The 19,778-nt window shown below is 66.5% G+C and carries 21 protein-coding genes; 10 read left to right on the forward strand and 11 right to left on the reverse strand.

Annotated elements, in window-relative coordinates; all coding sequences use genetic code 11:
• Positions 1–121 precede the first annotated feature (121 nt).
• From ACFPAH_RS02985 to ACFPAH_RS03010, 6 genes are all read left to right on the forward strand, one after another.
• The gene (locus tag ACFPAH_RS02985) at positions 122–898 is read left to right on the forward strand and encodes an SDR family oxidoreductase (protein WP_379740400.1); all 777 of its coding nucleotides are present in this window, start codon (positions 122–124) and stop codon (positions 896–898) included.
• Positions 899–976: 78 nt separating this feature from the next.
• Positions 977–1,393, forward strand: coding sequence for an acyl-CoA thioesterase (locus ACFPAH_RS02990; protein ID WP_379740403.1), 417 nt, complete (start codon positions 977–979; stop codon positions 1,391–1,393).
• Positions 1,394–1,714: 321 nt separating this feature from the next.
• Entirely contained in the window at positions 1,715–2,710 is a 996-nt protein-coding gene (locus ACFPAH_RS02995) for a CsgG/HfaB family protein (RefSeq protein WP_379740406.1), read from the forward strand.
• Entirely contained in the window at positions 2,710–3,048 is a 339-nt protein-coding gene (locus tag ACFPAH_RS03000) for a hypothetical protein (RefSeq protein WP_379740409.1), read from the forward strand. Before ACFPAH_RS02995 ends, ACFPAH_RS03000 begins: the two co-directional genes overlap by 1 nt.
• Positions 3,045–3,404, forward strand: a complete 360-nt coding sequence (locus ACFPAH_RS03005; protein WP_379740412.1) for a DUF4810 domain-containing protein — start codon at positions 3,045–3,047, stop codon at positions 3,402–3,404. The genes ACFPAH_RS03000 and ACFPAH_RS03005 overlap by 4 nt, the downstream gene beginning before the upstream one ends.
• The gene (locus tag ACFPAH_RS03010) at positions 3,401–4,027 is read left to right on the forward strand and encodes a DUF799 domain-containing protein (protein ID WP_379740415.1); all 627 of its coding nucleotides are present in this window, start codon (positions 3,401–3,403) and stop codon (positions 4,025–4,027) included. The genes ACFPAH_RS03005 and ACFPAH_RS03010 overlap by 4 nt, the downstream gene beginning before the upstream one ends.
• A gap of 78 nt (positions 4,028–4,105) precedes the next feature.
• Here the strand turns inward: ACFPAH_RS03010 and ACFPAH_RS03015 are convergent, their stop codons facing one another.
• Positions 4,106–5,530, reverse strand: a complete 1,425-nt coding sequence (locus ACFPAH_RS03015) for a nucleobase:cation symporter-2 family protein (RefSeq protein WP_379740419.1) — start codon at positions 5,528–5,530, stop codon at positions 4,106–4,108.
• 85 nt (positions 5,531–5,615) lie between these two features.
• The gene (locus ACFPAH_RS03020; protein WP_379740422.1) at positions 5,616–6,176 is read right to left on the reverse strand and encodes a LuxR C-terminal-related transcriptional regulator; all 561 of its coding nucleotides are present in this window, start codon (positions 6,174–6,176) and stop codon (positions 5,616–5,618) included.
• A 168-nt stretch (positions 6,177–6,344) separates the two neighbouring features.
• Between ACFPAH_RS03020 and ACFPAH_RS03025 the strand changes: the two genes are divergently transcribed.
• Entirely contained in the window at positions 6,345–7,043 is a 699-nt protein-coding gene (locus ACFPAH_RS03025) for a CoA transferase subunit A (protein ID WP_379740425.1), read from the forward strand.
• Between the two features lie 23 nt (positions 7,044–7,066).
• Positions 7,067–7,717, forward strand: coding sequence for a 3-oxoacid CoA-transferase subunit B (locus ACFPAH_RS03030; protein ID WP_379740428.1), 651 nt, complete (start codon positions 7,067–7,069; stop codon positions 7,715–7,717).
• Positions 7,718–7,774: 57 nt separating this feature from the next.
• Here the strand turns inward: ACFPAH_RS03030 and trhA are convergent, their stop codons facing one another.
• The 3 genes from trhA to ACFPAH_RS03045 all read right to left on the reverse strand — a co-directional run bounded on the left by trhA (position 7,775) and on the right by ACFPAH_RS03045 (position 10,183).
• Complete coding sequence (gene trhA / locus ACFPAH_RS03035) at positions 7,775–8,392, reverse strand: PAQR family membrane homeostasis protein TrhA (protein WP_379740431.1); 618 nt, start codon at positions 8,390–8,392, stop codon at positions 7,775–7,777.
• Between the two features lie 130 nt (positions 8,393–8,522).
• A complete protein-coding gene (locus ACFPAH_RS03040; RefSeq protein WP_379740434.1) occupies positions 8,523–9,803 on the reverse strand; it encodes a M56 family metallopeptidase in 1,281 nt (426 codons plus the stop codon).
• Positions 9,800–10,183, reverse strand: coding sequence for a BlaI/MecI/CopY family transcriptional regulator (locus ACFPAH_RS03045; RefSeq protein ID WP_379740437.1), 384 nt, complete (start codon positions 10,181–10,183; stop codon positions 9,800–9,802). The genes ACFPAH_RS03040 and ACFPAH_RS03045 overlap by 4 nt, the downstream gene beginning before the upstream one ends.
• Positions 10,184–10,342: 159 nt before the next feature.
• On the opposite strand from ACFPAH_RS03045, the gene ACFPAH_RS03050 reads away from it, so the two are divergent.
• Positions 10,343–11,053, forward strand: coding sequence for an SIMPL domain-containing protein (locus tag ACFPAH_RS03050; RefSeq protein WP_379740439.1), 711 nt, complete (start codon positions 10,343–10,345; stop codon positions 11,051–11,053).
• Between the two features lie 21 nt (positions 11,054–11,074).
• Here the strand turns inward: ACFPAH_RS03050 and ACFPAH_RS03055 are convergent, their stop codons facing one another.
• The 5 genes from ACFPAH_RS03055 to ACFPAH_RS03075 all read right to left on the reverse strand — a co-directional run bounded on the left by ACFPAH_RS03055 (position 11,075) and on the right by ACFPAH_RS03075 (position 17,132).
• Positions 11,075–11,554, reverse strand: a complete 480-nt coding sequence (locus ACFPAH_RS03055) for a YciI family protein (protein WP_379740442.1) — start codon at positions 11,552–11,554, stop codon at positions 11,075–11,077.
• A gap of 110 nt (positions 11,555–11,664) precedes the next feature.
• The gene (locus ACFPAH_RS03060; RefSeq protein WP_379740445.1) at positions 11,665–13,212 is read right to left on the reverse strand and encodes a serine hydrolase domain-containing protein; all 1,548 of its coding nucleotides are present in this window, start codon (positions 13,210–13,212) and stop codon (positions 11,665–11,667) included.
• 140 nt (positions 13,213–13,352) lie between these two features.
• Complete coding sequence (locus ACFPAH_RS03065; protein ID WP_379740448.1) at positions 13,353–14,654, reverse strand: dicarboxylate/amino acid:cation symporter; 1,302 nt, start codon at positions 14,652–14,654, stop codon at positions 13,353–13,355.
• A 156-nt stretch (positions 14,655–14,810) separates the two neighbouring features.
• Complete coding sequence (locus ACFPAH_RS03070) at positions 14,811–15,725, reverse strand: alpha/beta fold hydrolase (RefSeq protein WP_379740451.1); 915 nt, start codon at positions 15,723–15,725, stop codon at positions 14,811–14,813.
• A gap of 111 nt (positions 15,726–15,836) precedes the next feature.
• Positions 15,837–17,132 carry a metal-dependent hydrolase family protein gene (locus ACFPAH_RS03075; protein ID WP_379740454.1) on the reverse strand — a complete coding sequence of 432 codons (1,296 nt, stop codon included), beginning with the start codon at positions 17,130–17,132 and terminating at the stop codon, positions 15,837–15,839.
• A gap of 92 nt (positions 17,133–17,224) precedes the next feature.
• Between ACFPAH_RS03075 and ACFPAH_RS03080 the strand changes: the two genes are divergently transcribed.
• On the forward strand, positions 17,225–18,748 hold the full coding sequence (locus tag ACFPAH_RS03080; protein WP_379740457.1) for a tetratricopeptide repeat protein: 1,524 nt from the start codon (positions 17,225–17,227) through the stop codon (positions 18,746–18,748).
• 3 nt (positions 18,749–18,751) lie between these two features.
• Here the strand turns inward: ACFPAH_RS03080 and ACFPAH_RS03085 are convergent, their stop codons facing one another.
• A complete protein-coding gene (locus ACFPAH_RS03085) occupies positions 18,752–19,645 on the reverse strand; it encodes an alpha/beta fold hydrolase (RefSeq protein ID WP_379740460.1) in 894 nt (297 codons plus the stop codon).
• Positions 19,646–19,778 lie beyond the last annotated feature (133 nt).

The raw sequence follows: 19,778 nt of genomic DNA on the forward strand, positions 1-19,778 counted from the left end.
CAGCTATTTTAGGGCGAAAATTAGATGTGGCAATCTAATGCCGGCATTCTGTGACATCATTATGCCTTCGTCATCGTTTCGCTTGCAGCACATCGGGCAGGACATCAGGACAGGAGAGAGCGTGGGCATCGAAGTCAACTATGAAGGAAAAATCGCCATGGTCACCGGCGCCTCGAGCGGCCTCGGCGCGCGTTTCGCCAAGGCCCTGGCCGGCGCCGGCGCCCAGGTGGTGCTGGCCTCGCGCCGTACCGAGCGCCTCAAGGAGCTGCGCGCCGAGATCGAGGCCGACGGCGGCGCGGCCCACGTCGTCAACCTCGACGTGACCAGCCTCGACAGCATCAAATCGGCGATTGCCCACGCCGAAACCGAAGCCGGTCCGATCGACATCCTGGTCAACAACTCCGGCGTGCAGAGCACGCAGCGCCTGCTCGACGTGACCGAGGACGATTACCAGTACATCATGGACACCAACCTGCGCGGCGCCTTCTTCGTGGCCCAGCAGGCCGCCAAGCGCATGATCCAGCGCGCCAAGGGCGACCCCCGCAAGCAGCACCGGATCGTCAACATCGCCTCGGTGGCCGGCCTGCGCGTGCTGCCGCAAATCGGCGTCTACTGCATGAGCAAGGCCGGCGTGGTGCAGATGACCAAGGCGATGGCGGTCGAATGGGGAAAATACGGGATCAACGTGAATGCGATCTGCCCCGGCTATATTGCGACCGAGATGAACGAGGATTATTTCGAGACCGAGCAGGGCAAGAAACTGATCGAACTGCTGCCGAGAAAACGTCCGGGCAAACCCGAAGACCTGGACGGCTTATTATTGTTGTTGGCGGCCGAGGAAGCGCATTTCATCAATGGCGCCATCATCACCGCCGACGACGGCATGACCGCGCAGTAAGCCATTGCGGCATCCGCGGCAAACCGGCGCCGGCAACGGCGCTTTTTTTATTGTTGAACGAAAGACGAGTCAGGAAGTATGAGCGACAAGAAGTTGGTACACACGATGCGCATGCCGGTGCGCTGGGGCGACATGGACGCCATGGGCCATGTCAATAACACGGTCTATTTCCGCTATATCGAAACGGCGCGTATCGCCTGGCTGGAACAGGTCGGTGGATTGCCCGATCCGACCGCGACCGGGCCGGTGCTGATCAACGCCCGGTGCTCGTTCCTGAAACAGTTGAAATACCCGGCCGAAATCGAAGTCACTTCCTATGTCGGCCAGCCCGGCCGTTCGAGTTTCGAGGTGTCGCACGAGATCCGCCTGGTGGAGGCCGACGGCAAGGCGGGCGGCCTGCACGCCGAAGCCGCGGCGAAGGTCGTGTGGGTCGATTTTGCCGCCGAAAAATCGGTGCCGCTGCCGGATCGGATCCGCAGCTTGCTGGCCGAATGATCGCTCAAGGAGCATAGACCGGCAAATCGCGCCCGGATCGCACCATGCTCGGCTGTTGGCGCCGTTGCCGCTCGGCGCCACCGCATGCTCGACGGCATTCGGCCCCACGGAGCCCGGCGCGATACCCGGCGTGCATGATCGGGCCCTAGCGCGGGGGCGCGGTGTTGCAAGAATGCGCACAACACGTGCACATTCTTGATGAGAAGCAAAAAAAAAGGTCAGTTGTGATCTTTTGATAGATTTAATTGGTGTCCTTGGTGTTACCTTGCTCACGCAAGTTGATATAAAGCAACTGTAGCATAACCTCACTAGGGACAATCCATGGCACGACACATTCGCCGCGCAGCCCAGGCTGCCGTGGCATGCTCCGCACTCGCGGTCCTGGCTGGCTGCGCCTCTCCTGGCACGCCGGTCGCATCAAAAGAAGCGCCCCAGCCACTCGCCCAGCAAAAGCAGGCCCAACAAGCCGCAGCGGCACAGGCGACAGCGGCGCGTCCGGCCCTGAAGCGCAAGATCGCGATCGGCCGCGTTTCCAACGAAACCAATTACGGCCGTTCCCTGCTGCGCGACAACGCGGGCGATCCGGTCGGCAAGCAGGTTTCGGACATGCTCGCCAAGGCCCTCACCGAATCCGGCTCCTATGTCGTACTGGAGCGCAGCGACCTCTCCAAACTCCAGGACGAAGCGCGCCTAACGGGCGCCGCCCAGGAACTGGTCGGCGTTGACGCGCTCATCATGGGTTCGCTGAGCGAGTTCGGGCGCAAGGCTGTGGGACAGTCCGGATTCGTTTCCAACAGCAAAAAGCAGGTGGCATTCGCCAAGATCGACCTGCGCCTGGTCGACGTCAAGACCGGACAGAGTTTCTTTGCCGCTTCGGGCGCCGGAGAATCGTCGACCGAGTCCTCGACCACCTTCGGCTTCGGTTCGCAGGCAGGCTATGACGGCACGCTGAACGACGCTTCGATCCGCCAAGCCATTTCCGAGGTGGTCAACCGCCTGACAACGGAACTGCAGCGCCGCCCGTGGCAGACCTCGCTGATCGGTATGGAGCAGGGGAATTACTTTATCGCCGGCGGCAAAACCCAAGGGCTGACCCCAGGCATGGTGTTTTCGGTGCAGACGGTGGGCCAGAAGGTGAAGTCGCCCCAGACCGGCTTCGAGATCACGCTGCCGGGCAAGGAAGTGGCCCAGATCCGTGTCGACTCGCTGTTCGGTGACACCGAGATGAGCGAGGGCGCCAGCGCCAGCATCGTCAGCGGCTCGCTGCAGGGCTATAAGCTGGACCAGTTGACGGTGCGTGAGAAAGGAAACCTGTGATGCGAAACCCTATCGTTCTCAAGCGTGCGCTGGCCGCACTGACCCTCCTGGCCTTGACCGCCTGCGTATCGTATCCGACCGAAAAGCAGGGCGTGGTGGACCAGCGTCCGCAGATCTCGCTGCGCGTTGCCGCCGGCGCCGACGATGCACGTGTGCTCGTCGATGGACTGGACATGGGCCGCGCCGCCGATTTCGCCGAGGGCAAGGCCGCGCTGCGCGTCCTGCCGGGCACCCATCAGCTCACGGTGCGCGACGGCCGCCAGGTCTATGTATCCGAACAATTCTACGTCGCCGACGGTGTGTCGCGTACGTTCAACATGCAGGGAGCCGCACAATGAAGAAACTACTGATTGCCGCCGCGCTGCTCGCGCTCACCGGTTGCGCCACTAAGGGCGGCCTGTACGAGTGGGGCGGCTATGACGGACTGCTCTACCAGTCGTACAAGAACCCGGAAGCGACGGCGAAGAGCCGTGAATCGCTGGCGGCGCACATCGCCGTCCTGGAAAAGGGCGGCAAGCGCGTCGCCCCAGGCCTGCACGCCGACCTGGGCACGCTGCTGCTGCAGTCGGGCGACAAGGCCGGCGCACTGTCGAACTTCCGCCGCGAGCGCGAGCTGTGGCCTGAAAGCGCGGTCCTGATGGACGCGATGATCAAGAATCTCGAAACCACGAAGTCGAAAGAGGTACAGTCATGAAGCGCCTGTTCATCCTGCTCGCGGTCCTGTTGACCGGATGCGCCAGCAACGTCGTCAAGCAAGACCTGAGCGCGTTCGAGGCCGCCAAGCCGCGCTCGATCCTGGTGGTCCCCGCCGCCAACAAGTCGGTCGACGTCGACGCGCCGGCCTACTTGCTGACGACCCTGACGGTGCCGCTGGCCGAGAAGGGCTTCTATGTGTTCCCGGTACATACCGCGAAAACCGTGCTGGAACAGGAGGGCTTGTATGAAGGCGAGCAGATCCACCAGCAATCGCCGGCACACCTCGCGCAGATGTTCGGGGCCGACGCGGTCCTGTACGTCACGATCAACCAGTGGGACGCCAAGTACGTCGTGATCTCGACCACGGTCACGGTCGACTTCGACTATCGCCTGGTGTCGAAGGACGGTACCGAGCTGTGGCGCGCGAACAAGCGCATGCAATATTCGCCACAGCAGCAGAACACCGGACACCCGCTGGCGAATCTGATCGCTGCCGCGGTCTCGGCCGCGATCGAGCGCGCAAAGCCGAACTACATGCCGCTGGCCCAGATGGCCAACAATGACGTGTTCATCCTCGGCCCGACAGCGATCCCGAACGGACCCTACCTGAAGGCGCAGTAACTCGGGCGGTACCTCGCCGCGCAGACGGCGAGGGCGATCCGGCCAGAGGCGGCGGCCGGATCGCAGACGTCCATGCGCTTAGTGCGCCTTGACCGCCTGCTCCGGCGCGCTCGGCGGCAGGAACCAGTTCAGCAGCGCGGCGCAGATGCCGCCCGTGGCGACGCCCGACTCGAGCACGCTGCGCAGGGCCGCCGGCACGTGGGCCAGGAATTCCGGGACCTGGGTCACGCCCAGGCCGAGTCCCAGCGACACGGCGATGATCAAGAGCGCGCGCCGGTCGAGCTGCACGCTGGCCAGGATATTGATGCCGGCCGCGGCGACCGCGCCGAACATCACCATGGCGGCGCCGCCCAGCACCGGCTCCGGCACCGCCTGGATCACGCCGGCGACGCTCGGGAACAGGCCCAGCACCACCAGGAACAGCGCGATCCAGATCCCGACGTGGCGGCTGGCGATGCCGGTCAGCTGGATCACGCCGTTGTTCTGCGCGAAGATCGAGCTCGGGAAGGTGTTGAAGATCCCCGCCAGCAGGGAATTCGCCCCGTTGACCAGCACGCCGCCCTTGATGCGGCGCATCCAGACCGGGCCCTCTACCGGTTCGCGCGAGATCTTGCTGGTCGCGGTGACGTCGCCGATCGCTTCGAGCGAAGTCACCAGGTAGATCACCACCATCGGCACGAACAGCGACCACGAAAAACCGAGGCCGAAGTGCAGCGGCAGCGGCACCTGGAAGGCCGGCGCTTCGTGCATGCCCGTAAAGTCCAGGCGGCCCAGGTAGCCCGCCAGCGCATAGCCGGCGGCCAGCGCGATGACGATGGCGCAGCTGCGCATCCAGGTCACGGGCACGCGGTTGATCGCCACGATCAGGCCCAGCACCAGGCCCGACAACAACAGATTTTCGCCGTTGGCGAAACTGCCGTTGCTCATGGCCGAGAAACCGCCGCCCATGCTGATCAGGCCGACCTTGATCAGGGTCAGGCCGATCATCAGGACCACGATGCCCGTCACCAGCGGCGTGATCAGGCGCTTGATGAAGGGCAGGATGCGCGAGACGCCCATCTCGATGAAGGAGCCGGCCACCACCACGCCGAAGATCGCCGCCATCACGGCTTCGACCGGCGTGCCTTCCTTGACCATGGCGGCGCCGCCGGCGATCAGGGGGCCGACGAAATTGAAACTGGTGCCCTGCACGATCAGCAGGCCGGCGCCGAAGGGACCGAAGCGGCGGCATTGCACATAGGTGGCGATGCCGGATATGACCAGCGACATCGAGACGATCAGGTTGGTGTCGCGCGCCGAGACGCCGAGCGCCTGGCAGATCAGCAGGCCGGGCGTGACGATCGGCACGATGATGGCGAGCAGGTGCTGCAGCGCGGCCAGGATGCCGATCCAGGGACGGGGACGGTCTTCGAGTCCGAGGATGAGGTCGGGAACATGCCCGTCGGGAACATGGGTGTTCGGCGGGAGCGCTTCGCTGGCGCGCGCGGTTGTATGAGTGGTCATCGGGTGGCGGGCAAAATGCGGATTCTACAGTGACAACACGCCCAGCGGAACCCGGGCGGCCGATAAGGCTCCGCGGCCCGACCCGTCAGCGCGCCACCCCCACCAGCTTGTGCACCAGTTCCGACGAGGTCGAGGCCGAGAACTTGCGCATCAGCTTGGCCCGGTGCATCTCCACCGTGCGCGGGCTGAGGTCGGTCTGGCGGGCGATCACCTTGCTGGTCTTGCCCTCGACCAGCAGCGCGGCGATTTCGCGCTCGCGCGGCGTCAGCTCGGCCGTGACGGGGCGCTTTTCGCTGACATCCTCGAAGGTCCAGACGCCGGCTCCGAGCGGCTCGGCGGCATTTAACGCGCGTCCGGTCACGTGGCACCAGAACAGCTCGCCGTCGCCGCGGCGCATGATGCGCTCGTCGGAATAGCGCCCCTTCGCGTTCATGATCGGCACGATGCGGTCGCCGGTGCGCAGGAACTCGTCCATGGTCGGATACAGCACGGCGAAGGACTGGCCGTCGAGCCAGCCCTGGCCGTAGCCGAACATCGCGGCCAGCGCGAGGTTCGACGACTGGATCACCCGGTCCCTGGAAATACACATGCCGACCGGCGCATGCTGGAAAATCATCTCGTAATCGATGGCGTATGATGGATTCATCTGCTTGCTGTGGCACTCCAGTGGACGGCGACCGTTGCCGGTATTTCTACGGTATTGTACTTTCGCGGGGCGTATTCTAAGCTTGTCTTCTACTCTGCAGTATATAAAGCTGTACTTATAAAGCTTTACTTCGAAGCTTCACTTCGGCAAACCATAAAAGGGACGGGTATGAACAAAGTGTATCCTGATGCGGCATCGGCGCTGGCCGGTATCGTCCAAGACGGCCAAACGATCGCCGTCGGCGGCTTCGGCCTGTGCGGCATTCCGGAAGCGCTGATCGCGGCGCTGCGCGATTCCGGCGTCAAGCAACTGACCGCGATTTCGAACAACGCGGGCGTCGACGGCTTCGGCCTGGGCCAGCTGCTCGAAACGCGCCAGATCAAGAAGATGATCGCCTCCTATGTGGGCGAAAACAAGGAGTTCGCGCGCCAGTTCCTGGCCGGCGAACTCGAACTCGAATTCACCCCGCAAGGTACGCTGGCCGAAAAACTGCGCGCCGGCGGCGCCGGCATCCCGGCCTTCTTCACGAAAACCGGCTACGGCACCATCGTGGCCGACGGCAAGGAAACCCGCGAATTCGACGGCGAGCACTATGTGATGGAACGCGCGCTGGTGCCCGACGTCTCGCTGGTCAAGGCATGGAAGGCCGACAAGGCCGGCAACCTGGTGTACAACAAGACCGCGCGCAACTTCAACCCGAACGTGGCGACCGCAGGCAAGGTCTGCATCGTCGAAGTCGAGGAGCTGGTCGAGATCGGCGAGATCGATCCGGACCAGGTGCACACCCCGAGCATCTTCGTGCACCGCATCGTCCACAATCCGACGCCGGAAAAGCGCATCGAACAGCGCACCGTGCGCACCGCTTAAGACCAGAGAGACCGGAGAACAACATGGCATGGACTCGTGATGAAATGGCCGCGCGCGCGGCGAAGGAACTGCAGGACGGCTTTTATGTGAACCTCGGCATCGGCCTGCCTACGCTGGTGGCCAACTATGTGCCGAACGACATGGAAGTGTATCTGCAATCGGAAAACGGCCTGCTCGGCATCGGCCCGTTCCCGACGGACGACGAGGTCGACGCCGACCTGATCAATGCGGGCAAGCAGACCGTGACCGCCTTGCCGGGCGCCGCCTACTTCAGCTCGGCCGATTCCTTCGGCATGATCCGCGGCGGCAAGATCAACCTGGCGATCCTCGGCGCGATGCAGGTCTCCCAGCAGGGCGACCTGGCCAACTGGATGATTCCTGGCAAGATGGTGAAGGGCATGGGCGGCGCGATGGACCTGGTGGCCGGCGTCAAGCGCGTGGTCGTCGTGATGGAACACGTCGCCACCGCCAAGGATGGTTCGACCTCTCCCAAGATCCTCAAGAAATGCGACCTCCCGCTGACCGGCGTCGGCGTGGTCGACCGCATCATTACCGACCTCGGCGTGATCGACGTCACCGGCACCGGCCTCAAGCTGGTGGAACTGGCGCCTGGCGTGACCAAGGAACAGGTGGTCGAGGCCACCGCGGCTGAACTGGACGTATCGAGCGTCTGACGGGCCGATTGCAGTTCCGGTAACAAGGCGGGAGCCGGCACATGCCGGCTCTTTTTTTTATAAAACGTAATAGTAGACCGTGACATAGTGGGCGGCGCTGCCCGCCAGCACGAACAGGTGCCAGATGCCGTGCGCGTGGCGCAGGCGGGCGTCGAGCACGTAGAACACGATGCCGGCCGTATAGGCCAGCCCGCCGCCCAGCAGCCAGGCGAAGCCGGCCGGGCCGAGGCCGGCGTGCAGCGGCCTGAGCATGCTGGCGGCCGACCAGCCCATCGCCAGGTAGACCAGCATCGACAGCACCCGGGCGCCCGCGCGCGGCCGCATTTCCTGCACGATACCGAACAGCGCCAGGCTCCAGACCAGGGCGAGCAGGAACCAGGCTTCGCGGCCGCTGAGCATGAGCAGGCAGAAGGGCGTGTAGCTGCCGGCGATTAATAGATAGATGCTGAGATGGTCGAAGCGGCGCAGCGCCTGCTTGAGGGCGCCGCTGGCGGCGTGGTAGGCGCTCGAGCAGGCGTACATCAGCACCAGCGAGAAGGCGTAGACGCCGGTGCTGAACAGGCCAAGGCGGCCGTTCGCTTCCAGCGCCCGCGCCAGCAGCGGAATACTGGCGCCAAAGGCGAGCAGCGCGCCGCCGAAGTGGGTGAAGGCGTTGAGCCGCTCGCCGTACTGCATCGCGCCTCCCGCTGGAGCACTGTGCGACACCGGGGCGGTCGCACCATGATTCTAGCGCGCGCCGTCCGGCATCCCCGTTTCGGACGCGGCGCGCTGTGGCGCCATGCCGCGGCCGGGAAGGGGCCGGCCCTTAGCCCAGGCTCCAGACATACTGGACGCTGACCCATGCGTCGACCGGCTTGCCCATGCTGGTGGCGGGCGTGAAGCGGCATTTTTCGATGGCCAGGCGCGCGGCTTCGTCGAGCGATGCGTCGCCGCTCGATTTTCGCACGCTCGACTGGCGGACCTCGCCCGTGCCGCTCACCAGGAAACCGAGCGTGACCGTGCCCTCGGCCCTGCGCGCCAGCGCTTCCGGCGTATATTCCGGCTTCTTGCACGAGGCAAACTGCGCAATAGGGCGGGTGCTGGCGCCGCCGGCGCTGTCCTGCGCTGCCTGGCCGCCGACGGCCGTTTGCGCGCAGCCGGCCAGGCCGGCCATGACCACCGCCAGGGCGACGGCCGGAACCGCGGCGCGCCAGTTCGATGCTGGTGTTTCGGGACGAACCAATCGTTTGATGCGTGACATGAGATCTCCTCCGTTGGCCGCCTGGGCCAGGTGGTGGGTGGAAAACTGGAGACGTTCCAGTTCGGAAAGCGCAAGGGCCAGGCGCCGCGGTTCGCCCAGTTGCCTTGCCGCGATATCGTCCGCGATCTGCTCGCGTTCGGTACGGATCCGGTGCGACAGCCACCAGACCACGGGGTGGTAAAACAGGATGGTTTCGATCACGCTCTGCGCCAGGTTGACCAGGTAGTCGCAGCGCCGGATGTGGGCCAGTTCGTGGGCCAGCAGGGCCTCCAGCAACTGTGGCGGCATACCCGAGATCAGGGAGGCCGGCACCAGCACCACCGGCCGCCACCAGCCGGCCGTGACCGGGCTCGCGAGCGTATCGACCACGCGCAGGCGCACCTGGCGCGTGATGCCGAATTCAAGTGCCATCCCTTCCAGGCGCGCGTTCCAGTGCCGGTCGGTGCGCTCGCCGCGCGCCGAACGGCTGATCCATGCCATGCCCAGCGCCATGCGCAGGCCGAGCGCGCTGGCGCAGGCTGCCCAGCCGGCCACCACCCAGGCCAGGTGGGCCTGCAGGAAGCCTTGCCAGCCGGCGCCGCCGGCCATGCCGCTGCCCGGCAGCATCTGCACCAGCACGGCCGTGCCGCTGTTGGCGGCGCCGCCGTGCAGGCGCGCGATCAGCTCGACCAGCGGCCAGAACAGGCACAGCAGGAGTGAAGTGCAGGCGATCGCGTAGCGGGTCTGGGGCCGGGCGTGGCGCGTCCCGATCAGCGCGACGGCCGCTTCGAGGCCGATGAGGGCGCCTTGCCAGAGCGAGTCGAGCAGGACCACGCCGAGGTGGCCGACAATCTCCTGGACCGTCATTGCTCGTCCTCCTTGAGTAATTTCTCGATCTCGGCGCGCTCCTTTTTGGAGATGCCGCTCTTAAGAGCGGCGAGCACCAGCGCCTTGGCCGAACCGGCGAAGGCCTTCTGCATCAAGTCTTTCAGCAGGTTGGTCTGCAGCGAGGCCTGTGGCTGGGCCGGCGCGTACACGTGGGAGCGTTCGCTTTCGTCGCGGATCAGGAGGCCCTTGGTGTGCATGATCTGCATCAGGCGCAGCACGGTGGAATAGGTCACGTCGGGGCGGGTCTTCTGCATCGCCTCGTGCACCTGGCGCGCGGTGGCAGAGCCGAGCGGCCACAGGGTCTGCAGGAGGTCGAGTTCGGCCGCGGTCGGCTTCGGGAGTTCGGGCTGGGTGGACATGATTCTTCCTTCGGGTTGCAAGCTTGTAAATCTAGATTAGCTTGTCTAGAAAGGAATGTCTAGATTATTTCGTGGCGAACGTGGACGGGCGAAAACGACTAGACACGTTTGTCTATAAAGGTCTATGCTTGGGTTTCCGAAAACACAACAGGAGACCTCATGCTGAAACCGCTCGCCCTGATGTTGGCGCTGGCCGCTGCGCTGCCTTCCTCCGCCCAGGCATCGCCGTTGCCGGCCTATCCCTTCGTGCACGTCAGCGCCGACGCGACACGCTACACGACACCGAATATCGGCGTACTCGATTTCCTGGTCACGGCGCCCGACGGCGAGCCGGGGCAGGCGCGGGACACGATCGAGACGCGGATGGCGGAAGTGCGCGCCCTGCTGCAGGAGCAGGGCATCCCGCTCGAGGACCTGGAAACGCGCGACGTGCGCCGCGAGCCGGGCAGGAACGGGGCGGGCGAGGCGACGCCGCAGGAGCTGCGGGTCAGCGTGCACCTGGTCGTGCGCGACCTGTCGAAGTGGCGCGCCGTGGTGGCGCGGCTGCTCGACAAGCCGCACCTGAACAGTTTCTCGACTTCGTTCGACCTCGTCGAGCGCGAGCAGGTCGAGGCCGAGCTGATGGCCGACGCCCTGCGCGACGCGCGCCGCCGCGCCGAGATTATCGCCAGGGGATCGCGCCGCAAGCTCGGGGCGGTAACGGGCGTGACGCCGGGCGCGGTGAAGAACCTGGGCGCGGCGCTGGGCCTGGTGCGTACCGATGTCGGTCTTCAGCGCGGCAGGCCGGCGAACGTCGGCGCCCGCGATTTCCTGCAGGTCGACGCGCTCAAGCTGATGCAGCCGGTGGACGTAGTGTTCCGGCTGGAATAAGAAACAGGGGACTGGCGGACCTTATTTCTTCTCGATCCGGGCGTGCACCTGGTTGACCATCATCAGTGCCGCCGAGCCGTAGAACTTGTGGAATTCGACGGCCATTTCGCCGTTGATGACGACCGGATCGGTGCCGACCCAGGCTTTCGCGGCCTCGAGATCGGACGTATTGAGCACGAAGATGCCGCGCCGGCCATCCTTGCCGTCGAGCGGCCCGGCCAGCACCAGCTTTTTCTCGGCGGCCAGCCTGCTCATGTTGGCGAAGTGGCCCTTGAACATCTCGGTGCGGGCGGGACCTTCGGCCATCTTGTTCGGCCCGGTCTTGAGGATGACCAGCACGTACTGGCGCATGCCGCGTTCGTCGGCGCCGAGCGATGCGGCGAGGGCGGCGTCATAGCCCGATGCCGGGCTTGCCGCGGTGGCCGGGGTTGCTGCCGGCGCGGCGCCGGCCGCGGTGGACAGGGCGAGCAGGGTGCCGAGGGCGAGGGCGCGTTTCCACATTGTTTAGATCTCCTGGTAAGTGTGATTGGGACGGCCAGGCTGGTGCCGTTCAGCCGAGCCTGGCCGGTTTCCCGGTGGTGCGTTCAGCGGGTGGTGGCGATGCCCCGTGCCTATGGCTTCGCCGCGGTGAGCTCGATGTCCTGCACCTTGGGTTCGTGCTCGGGCGTGAGCGTGAACTTGACGTTCACGGTGCCGCGCTCGCCGATCAACGGGAAGCTGCCGCGCAACTGGTTTTCGGCCTCGATCGGGCCGACCGCCGTGATCTTCCCGATCGGATCGAGCTTTTCCCGCGCGTGGACGATCCAGTCCGCACGCGAGCGGTCGAGGAAGAAGTTGTCGGCCGTGATCGCGCTTCCGAGGGCGGCGTCCCAGGACTGCACCAGCTGCGCCACTTGCGCATGGCGCGCCGCCAGGATCGGTGAAATGGGAACCGGGCGCGGCCCGAGATCGGCACGCTCGACCAGCATGGCCAGCGCCTTGCCCGTGCGCCCGTAGACCGGCCCATAGCGCAGGTTGGTGAAGGCAAAGACGCCGACCCCATGGTCCGGCGCGAAATAGTATTGGCTGCCGAAGCCGGGCAGCCCGCCGCCGTGGCCGACCGTCACCACATCGCGGCTGTCGCGCCACACGGACAGGCCGTAGCTGTAGAAGCTTGCCCGCGGATTCGGCGTCTTGCCGTCGGTGGTGGTTGCCTTGGCGCTCAAGCCGGCAAACACCTGCGGCAGGTGCATCTCGCGCACCGATGCGCGGCGCAGCGGTCCGCGCTCGGGATCGTTGCGGGCCGGCCAGGCGTCCAGGTGGAAGGCGAGGTAGCGCACAAAGTCGTCCGCCGTCGTGATCAAGCCGCCCATCGCCGCGCCGTCGCCATCGGGCAGGATCGGCTCCGTTTCCCAATGGTCGCGATCCCAGCGGTAGCCCAGCGCGAGCTTGCCCGGCGCCGCCTGGGTATATTCCCAGCGCGTGTTGTTCATCCCCAGCGGGCGCAGGATCTCGCGCGTGACGTACTCCTGGAAGCGCATGCCGGATGCCTTGCTCACCACCTTGCCCAGCATGATGTAGCCGAGGTTGCTGTACTCGAAGGTGGTTCCGGGCGCATTCGAGAACGACAGCCCGGCGCCGATCAGCTGTTCGAGCCGGGCGTTCGGGACGGCCATCTGGCGGTCGCCCCAGGGATTGTCCTCGGGCAGCCCGGTGGTCATGGTCATCAGCTGGCGTATCGTCAGCGCCGGCGAGTCGGCCGTCGGTAGCCGGACGCGGCGCAGTTCGGGCAGGTAATTGGCGACCGGGTCGTCGAGGCGCAGCTTGCCCTGGTCACGCAATGCCAGCGCCGCCATCGCCACGAAACTCTTGGTCATCGAGGCGATGCGGAATTCGGTGGAATTCGTTGCCGGAATCTTGCGCCCGACATCGGCCAGGCCGAGCGAGCGGAGATGCACCAGCTTGCCGTCCAGGACCACGCCGTAGACCAGGCTAGGGAGGTGCTCCTTGGCGGCAAGCTCCGTGTACATCTGGTCGATTTCGGGCAGCAGGGCTGCCACGCGTTCGGCACGGCCAGGGGGCTGTGCTTGCTGCGGCACCTGCGCATGGCTATTCTCGACGGCCGCGCTGCCGAGGACGAACACAAGGCCACACAGGGCAAGGCAAAATCGGGGATTCATGCTGGTCTCTTCTCCGGTCGCGCGACGTTGAGAAAAGATTATGCCCTGATTTTCATGTCATTCAGCAAAAACAAAAGGCCGTTCAGCTGAACTGAACGGCCTTTGCGCCGAAGCGGGTTTGTTACGAAGGCGAAAGCAGGTCAGGCGGCTTCGCGCACTTTCTGCAGCGACTTCGGATCTTCCTCGACATAGGTGCCTGCCAGCACGGCATTCATCCGGTCATGGTCGAGTTCCTTCTCCCACTTCGACACCACCACCGAGGCGACGCCGTTGCCGACGAAATTGGTCAGCGCGCGGCATTCGCTCATGAAACGGTCGATGCCGAGGATCAGCGCCATGCCCGCCACCGGGATGCTCGGCACCACGGCCAGGGTCGCAGCCAGGGTGATGAAGCCGGCGCCGGTGATGCCGGATGCGCCTTTCGAGGTCAGCATGGCGACGGCCAGGATGGTCAGCTGCTGGGTGATGGTCAGGTCGGTATTGGTTGCCTGGGCCACGAACAGGGCGGCCATCGTCATGTAGATGTTGGTGCCGTCCAGGTTGAACGAGTAGCCGGTCGGCACGACCAGGCCCACGACCGATTTCGAGCAGCCGAGCTTTTCGAGCTTGCGCATCAGGGCCGGCAGGGCGCTTTCCGACGAGCTGGTGCCGAGCACGATCAGCAGTTCTTCCTTGATGTAGGCGATGAACTTGAAGATCGAGAAGCCGGTCAGCTTGGCGATGGTGCCGAGCACGATGAAGACGAACAGGGCGCAGGTCAGGTAGAACGAGCCCATCAGTTTTGCCAGCGGCACCAGCGAGGCCAGGCCGTACTTGCCGATGGTGAAGGCCATCGCACCGAAGGCGCCGATCGGGGCCAGCTTCATGACGATGTTCACGACGCCGAAGATCACGTGCGAGAAGTCCTCGATGATGCGGGTCGTCGCACGGCCGCGTTCGCCGAGCATCGACAGCGCCACGCCGAACAGGATCGCGATCAGGAGCACCTGCAGGATGTCGCCCTTGGCGAAGGCATCCACAAAGGTGTTCGGGATGATGTTCATCAGGAAGTCGACCGTCGACTGCGATTTCGCCTTGTCGGTGTACTGGGCGATCGCGCTGGCGTCGAGGTGGGCGACGTCGACGTTGAAGCCGGCGCCCGGCCGGGCGACGTTGGCCACGACCAGGCCGATCACGAGCGCGAAGGTCGACACGACTTCGAAGTAGAGCAGCGCCTTGCCGCCGACGCGGCCGACCTTCTTCATGTCCTGCATACCGGCAATACCGGCGACCACGGTACAGAAGATGACCGGAGCGATGATCATCTTGATCAGCTTGATGAATCCGTCGCCGAGCGGCTTCATCTTGGTGCCGAGCTCGGGGTAGAACACGCCGAGCAGGACGCCCATCACGATGGCGAACAGCACCTGGACGTACAGGATTTTGTAGAAAGGCTTTTTCATGACGACTCTTCACGAGAGGGGAAAGTGTCGCCATGATCACGAATACGCACATGTGGCGCTATTGTGGATATCCCCAACCCCGTGAATGACCGTTATTCGGCCTGTTGATCGGCACGCGCCGGTGAATGACAGCCATTTCGCCGGCGAATGTGCGGGTCAACGCGCGCCGAGGAAGGCCTTCATCTCCGCCTGGAAGCGCGCGGGCTGGTCCCACATGATGAAGTGCGCGCTGTCCGGAATGCGTTTGAGCGTCAGCTGCCTGAGGGGCGCGTAGGCGGCCTTGTAGCCGGCGTCGAACTGCGCCGGCGGCAGCGGCACGCTTTTCGGCTGCACGTAGAGCACCGTGACCGGCACCGTGATCTTCGCCAGCTCCGGAATCAGGTTGGTGGCGATCAGTTCGCGGTAGGCGCGCGCGTTGACGTCGACGTCGCTCGCCTGCGAGTCCGCGATCGCCACCGGCCGCATCGCCTCGGTGTCGACCATGCCGGCGATGGTGTCGCGGGTCGCCAGGGCGCGCTGCTCGGGCGTGGCGCTGCGGATGCGGGCGGCGACGCCGTCGGCGAGCGCGGCCACCTTCTCGGGAGGAGCGGCGGGACCGGCGAACAGCATGCCCATGTAGGGGACCATGTCGACCACCATCAGGCGCGAGAGGGCGTCGGGATGGCGGCTCGCGAGCATCATGCCGATGGTGCCGCCCAGCGAATGGCCGATCACGGCCGGCTGCTTGAGCTTGGCTTCCTGGATGTAGCGCGCGATCTCGGCGGCCACCGGCGCGGCGACCAGGCCCTCGTTGTTGCCGCCGGCCGGCTGGCCGGCGAAGCCCGACACCTGGACCAGGTGGTAGCGGTAGCCCGGCACCGCCGCGACCGACGAGGCCCAGGCGCGCGGCGAGGAATTCAGGCCGGGGATCAGGACCACGTCCGGGCCCGTGCCCTCGCTGCGCACGGTGATGCGGTCGGAACTGAAGGGCGCATCCAGCGCGCTCGCCAGCGGCAGGGACAGGGTGCCGGCAAGGGCGGCGGCAAGGGCCGCGGACAGCAGGGAACGGCGCGTAGGTGACGATGGTTTCATCCAGGCTCCTTGTGGGTGAACGGTAAACCATGAGGGCCATGGCATCCGAAAAGTATAGTACGCGGCGCGTGCCGAAAGCTCACCAAGAACAAGCGGACGGCCCGGCGCGGATCAAGGCCTGCGGTAGACCTTGCCGGCCTTCATCACGAAGCCGACGCGGCGCAGGGCCGCGATGTCGGCGGTCGGATCGCCGTCGACGGCGACCACGTCGGCCAGCAGTCCCGGCGCCAGACGCCCGAACTCCTTGTCCCTGCCCAGGATGCCGGCCGCCACCACCGTGGCCGCGCGCAGCGCCTCGACCGGGGTCATGCCGAGGCGGACCATCCATTCCAGCTCGCGCGCATTGCTGCCGTGGGCGAACACGCCGACGTCGCTGCCGTTGCCGATCACGACACCGATCCTGCGTGCCAGCGCGAAGGCGCGCGCCGCGTCCTGCATGGCCGGGGTCGGGGCGCCGCCGCGCACGTGCTTCTGGAAATATTCGCCGATCGCCTCGGGCGCGGTCAAGGTCGGGATGTAGGCCGTGCCGCGCTCCTTCATCAGGCGAAAGGTCGCCTCGGAGGCGCCGTAGCCGTGTTCGATGGTGTCGGCGCCGGCCAGCACCGCCATCCGGATCGCGTCGTCGCTGCTGGCGTGGGCCGCCACCTTGCGCCCCGTGACGTGGGCGGCATCGACCATCGCCTTCATCTCCTCCAGGGTGAAGGTGGGGCGGCTGGTGCCGTCGACCCCGGTGCGGTAGTCGGCATAGAACTTGATCCAGTCGGCGCCGCGCGCGGCCTGCTCGCGCACGGCCTTGGTGACCTCGACGACGCCGGTGGCGGGCTGGGCGCCGTAGGGAAGCTCCATGTCGGGGCGGTAGCTGCGCTCGGCCGGACCGTAGCTGTAGCTGGCGACGATGGCGCGGGTCGCGATCAGGAGGCGCGCGCCATCGACCACGCCGCCCTCGATGGCGCGCTTGATGGCGACGTCGGCATAGTGGGCGCCTTCGGTGCCGAGGTCGCGCAGGGTGGTGAAGCCGGCCTGCAGGTTGTCGGCCGCGTGCTTGCCGGCGAGGAGGGTGCGGTATTCGACTTGCTCCTTGATCACCTGGTCGTCCCAGGTGGTCTCGTTATACGGGTGCAGCAGGACGTGCGAGTGCAGGTCGATCAGGCCCGGGATCAGGGTCTTGCCGGGCAGGGCCACGCGCTCGGCGTCGGGCGGCACCGTCATGCGCTCGAGCGGTCCGACCTCCTTGACGCGCCCATCCACCACCAGCACCGCCCAGCCGGCCTGGGCCTTGCCCTCGCCGGTCCAGACCCGGTCGGCCGAGAGCAGGGTGCTCTTCGTGCCGGCGGGGCCGGCCGCCTGGGCGGCTGCCGCGAGCAGGCTGAGGGTGAGGATGGCAAGTTTCCTGGTCCAGGGGCGCATGGCGATTCCCAAAAAATTGTGAAGATGCAATGATAGCGAAGCGCGCGCCCAGTGCGCGGTATGCTGGGGCGAATATCAGGAAAAAACGAAGAATGAGTCAGGAAAATTCGCAGGTAGTACCCTTGTTGAAGGAGGCGGTCGCGCTGCACCAGGCCGGCAGGCTGGAGCAGGCCGCGGCGTGCTACCGCCAGGTGCTGGCGCTCGCACCGCGCCAGTTCGACGCGCTGCACCTGCTCGGCGTGATTGCGCGCCAGCAGGGCGATGCGGCCGGCGCCGCCGGCCTGATCGAACAGGCGCTGCAGGTCAAGCCGGGGCAGGCCACGGCGCATTGCAACCTCGGCGCGGCCTTGCAGGACCTGGGACGCAGCGCCGACGCGCTGGCCAGCTACGACAGCGCGCTCGCACTGAACCCCGACTATGCGATGGCCCACTACAACCGCGGCAACGCCCTGCGCAAGCTCGGCCGGCCCGGCGACGCGCTGGCCGCCTACGACCGCGCCCTGCAGTTGCGCCCGGCCTATCCGGAAGCCTGGTGCAACCGCGCCGCCGCGCTGCTCGACACGGGCGACGCCCGGGCCGCGCTCGACAGCAGCGAACGGGCGCTGGCCGGGTGCCGGCCGTATGCCGAGGCATCCTGCGTGCGCGCCAACGCCTTGTTCGCCCTGCGCGCCTTCGAGGCCGCGCTGGACGGCTACGATGAAACCATCGCGCACGACGCCCGCCTGCCCGAGGCCCACGCCGGACGCGGCCTGGCCCTGCTGCGCCTGGAGCGCCCGCGCGAAGCGCTGGCCTGTTTCGATACGGCGCTCGCCCTGCGCCCGGACGCGCGCGGCCACCGGCAGCGTGGCGACGCGCTGCTGGCCCTGGGCCGGCGCGAGGACGCCATCGCGGCCTACCAGCGGGCGCGCGCACTGGCGCGGGAGGCCGGCCTGGAGGCGGACGATGTCGAGTTTGCGCTGGCCGCGCTCGGCGTCGGCACGGCGCCCGAACGCGCGCCGGCAGCCTACGTGAAGGCCTTGTTCGACCAGTACGCGGGCCACTTCGAGCGCCACCTGACCGGCGTGCTGGCCTACCGCACCCCGGCCCTGGTCGGCGCGGCGCTGGAACGCCATGTGATGGACACCCGCCTGGACAGCGTGGACCTCGGCTGCGGCACCGGCCTGTGCGCGCCTTTCCTGCGCCCGCGCTCGCGCAGCCTGGCCGGAGTCGACCTGTCCGCCCGCATGCTGGAGCAGGCGCGCGCGACCGGGCTGTACGACGAACTGGCCTGCGCCGACATCGAGGCCTGGCTGGGCGCGCGCGAACATGCCTGCGATCTCGTGGTGGCGGCCGACGTGCTGGTGTACTTCGGCGCCCTCGATGCGCTGTTCGGGCAGGTGCGCGCGGCGCTGCGCCCGGGCGGCTGGTTCTGTTTCTCGACCGAAGCCAAGGATGAAAGCGAGGACGACGGCGACTTCATGCTGCTGCCCTCGAGCCGCTACGCGCACTCGCTGGCCTACCTGCGGCGCCTGGCCGCGCGGCACGGCTTCGCGCTGATCGAGGCCGAACGGGCGGCAGTGCGCAGCGAGGACGGCGCCGACGTGATCGGCCACCTGCTGGTGCTGCGCGCCGCCTGAACGCTAGGCTGCCAGGAAGGGCAGCACATGCCCGAGCAGGACCTCGGGCGCTTCCTCGGCGATGTAGTGGCCGCAGGGCAGGGCCTGGCCGCGGACATCGTCGGCGATCGCGCGCCACTCGCTGAGCGGGTCGAAGCAGCGGTGCACCACGCCCTGTTCGCCCCACAGCACCAGCAGCGGCAGCGCCAGGCGCGCGCCGCCTTCGCGGTCGGCGCGCTCGTGCTCGAGGTCGATCCCGGCGGCGGCGCGGTAGTCCTCGCACAGGCCGTGCGCCGCGCCGGGCAGGGCCAGGCAGCGCTCGTACTCGGCCAGCGCGCGCGGGTCGAACACGCCCAGCCCTCCGCTGCGGCGCCCCATCACGTCGCGCACATAGGCGGCCGGATCGGCCTCGATCAGGCGTTCCGGCAGCGGCGCCGGCTGGATCAGGAAGAACCAGTGCCAGTAGGCGCGCGCAAACGCTTCGCTCGTCTGCGCATACATCGCCAGGGTCGGCGCGATGTCGAGCAGCACCATGCGCTCGACGGCCTGCGGGTGGTCGGCGGCGAGCCGGTGCGCGACGCGCGCGCCGCGGTCGTGGGCCAGCACGGCAAAGCGTTCGAAGCCCAGTGCGCGCATCACGGCCAGCGCGTCGCCGGCCATGGCCCGCTTGCTGTAGTTGGCGTGGTCCAGGTCGCCCTTCGGTTTCGACGACTCGCCATAGCCGCGCAGGTCGCAGGCGACCACCGTGAATTGCTGCGCCAGGCGCGGCGCGACCCGGTGCCAGATCGCGTGGGTCTGCGGATGGCCGTGCAGGAGCAGCAACGGCGGGCCGCTGCCGCCGACGATGGCGTGGATGCCGATGCCGGGCGCGGTCGTGATGCGGCGGGCGTGAAACGAGGGGAAAAGGCTTGTTGTCATGGTTTTAATCGCGAGAAGGTGTAGCGCCCGCCGCGGGAATGTGCCCCGTTCCCGATCGCTGCCTGGGCGATATCGATGAAATCGTTCCGATTTTATTCCGGGTTGGAGAGGCTGGGGTAGTTAACATAGGTTT

This window comes from Massilia sp. GCM10023247 (assembly GCF_042653325.1).
In the GTDB taxonomy this organism is placed as follows: Bacteria; Pseudomonadota; Gammaproteobacteria; order Burkholderiales; family Burkholderiaceae_D; genus Telluria.

Coding starts and splice junctions, on each gene's coding strand:
- ACFPAH_RS02990 (WP_379740403.1), top strand. CDS start 977: ATGAGCGACAAGAAGTTGGTACACACGATGCGCATGCCGGTGCGCTGG.
- ACFPAH_RS02995 (WP_379740406.1), top strand. CDS start 1,715: ATGGCACGACACATTCGCCGCGCAGCCCAGGCTGCCGTGGCATGCTCC.
- ACFPAH_RS03000 (WP_379740409.1), top strand. CDS start 2,710: ATGCGAAACCCTATCGTTCTCAAGCGTGCGCTGGCCGCACTGACCCTC.
- ACFPAH_RS03005 (WP_379740412.1), top strand. CDS start 3,045: ATGAAGAAACTACTGATTGCCGCCGCGCTGCTCGCGCTCACCGGTTGC.
- ACFPAH_RS03010 (WP_379740415.1), top strand. CDS start 3,401: ATGAAGCGCCTGTTCATCCTGCTCGCGGTCCTGTTGACCGGATGCGCC.
- ACFPAH_RS03015 (WP_379740419.1), bottom strand. CDS start 5,530: ATGACCACTCATACAACCGCGCGCGCCAGCGAAGCGCTCCCGCCGAAC.
- ACFPAH_RS03020 (WP_379740422.1), bottom strand. CDS start 6,176: ATGAATCCATCATACGCCATCGATTACGAGATGATTTTCCAGCATGCG.
- ACFPAH_RS03025 (WP_379740425.1), top strand. CDS start 6,345: ATGAACAAAGTGTATCCTGATGCGGCATCGGCGCTGGCCGGTATCGTC.
- ACFPAH_RS03030 (WP_379740428.1), top strand. CDS start 7,067: ATGGCATGGACTCGTGATGAAATGGCCGCGCGCGCGGCGAAGGAACTG.
- trhA (WP_379740431.1), bottom strand. CDS start 8,392: ATGCAGTACGGCGAGCGGCTCAACGCCTTCACCCACTTCGGCGGCGCG.
- ACFPAH_RS03040 (WP_379740434.1), bottom strand. CDS start 9,803: ATGACGGTCCAGGAGATTGTCGGCCACCTCGGCGTGGTCCTGCTCGAC.
- ACFPAH_RS03045 (WP_379740437.1), bottom strand. CDS start 10,183: ATGTCCACCCAGCCCGAACTCCCGAAGCCGACCGCGGCCGAACTCGAC.
- ACFPAH_RS03050 (WP_379740439.1), top strand. CDS start 10,343: ATGCTGAAACCGCTCGCCCTGATGTTGGCGCTGGCCGCTGCGCTGCCT.
- ACFPAH_RS03055 (WP_379740442.1), bottom strand. CDS start 11,554: ATGTGGAAACGCGCCCTCGCCCTCGGCACCCTGCTCGCCCTGTCCACC.
- ACFPAH_RS03060 (WP_379740445.1), bottom strand. CDS start 13,212: ATGAATCCCCGATTTTGCCTTGCCCTGTGTGGCCTTGTGTTCGTCCTC.
- ACFPAH_RS03065 (WP_379740448.1), bottom strand. CDS start 14,654: ATGAAAAAGCCTTTCTACAAAATCCTGTACGTCCAGGTGCTGTTCGCC.
- ACFPAH_RS03070 (WP_379740451.1), bottom strand. CDS start 15,725: ATGAAACCATCGTCACCTACGCGCCGTTCCCTGCTGTCCGCGGCCCTT.
- ACFPAH_RS03075 (WP_379740454.1), bottom strand. CDS start 17,132: ATGCGCCCCTGGACCAGGAAACTTGCCATCCTCACCCTCAGCCTGCTC.
- ACFPAH_RS03080 (WP_379740457.1), top strand. CDS start 17,225: ATGAGTCAGGAAAATTCGCAGGTAGTACCCTTGTTGAAGGAGGCGGTC.
- ACFPAH_RS03085 (WP_379740460.1), bottom strand. CDS start 19,645: ATGACAACAAGCCTTTTCCCCTCGTTTCACGCCCGCCGCATCACGACC.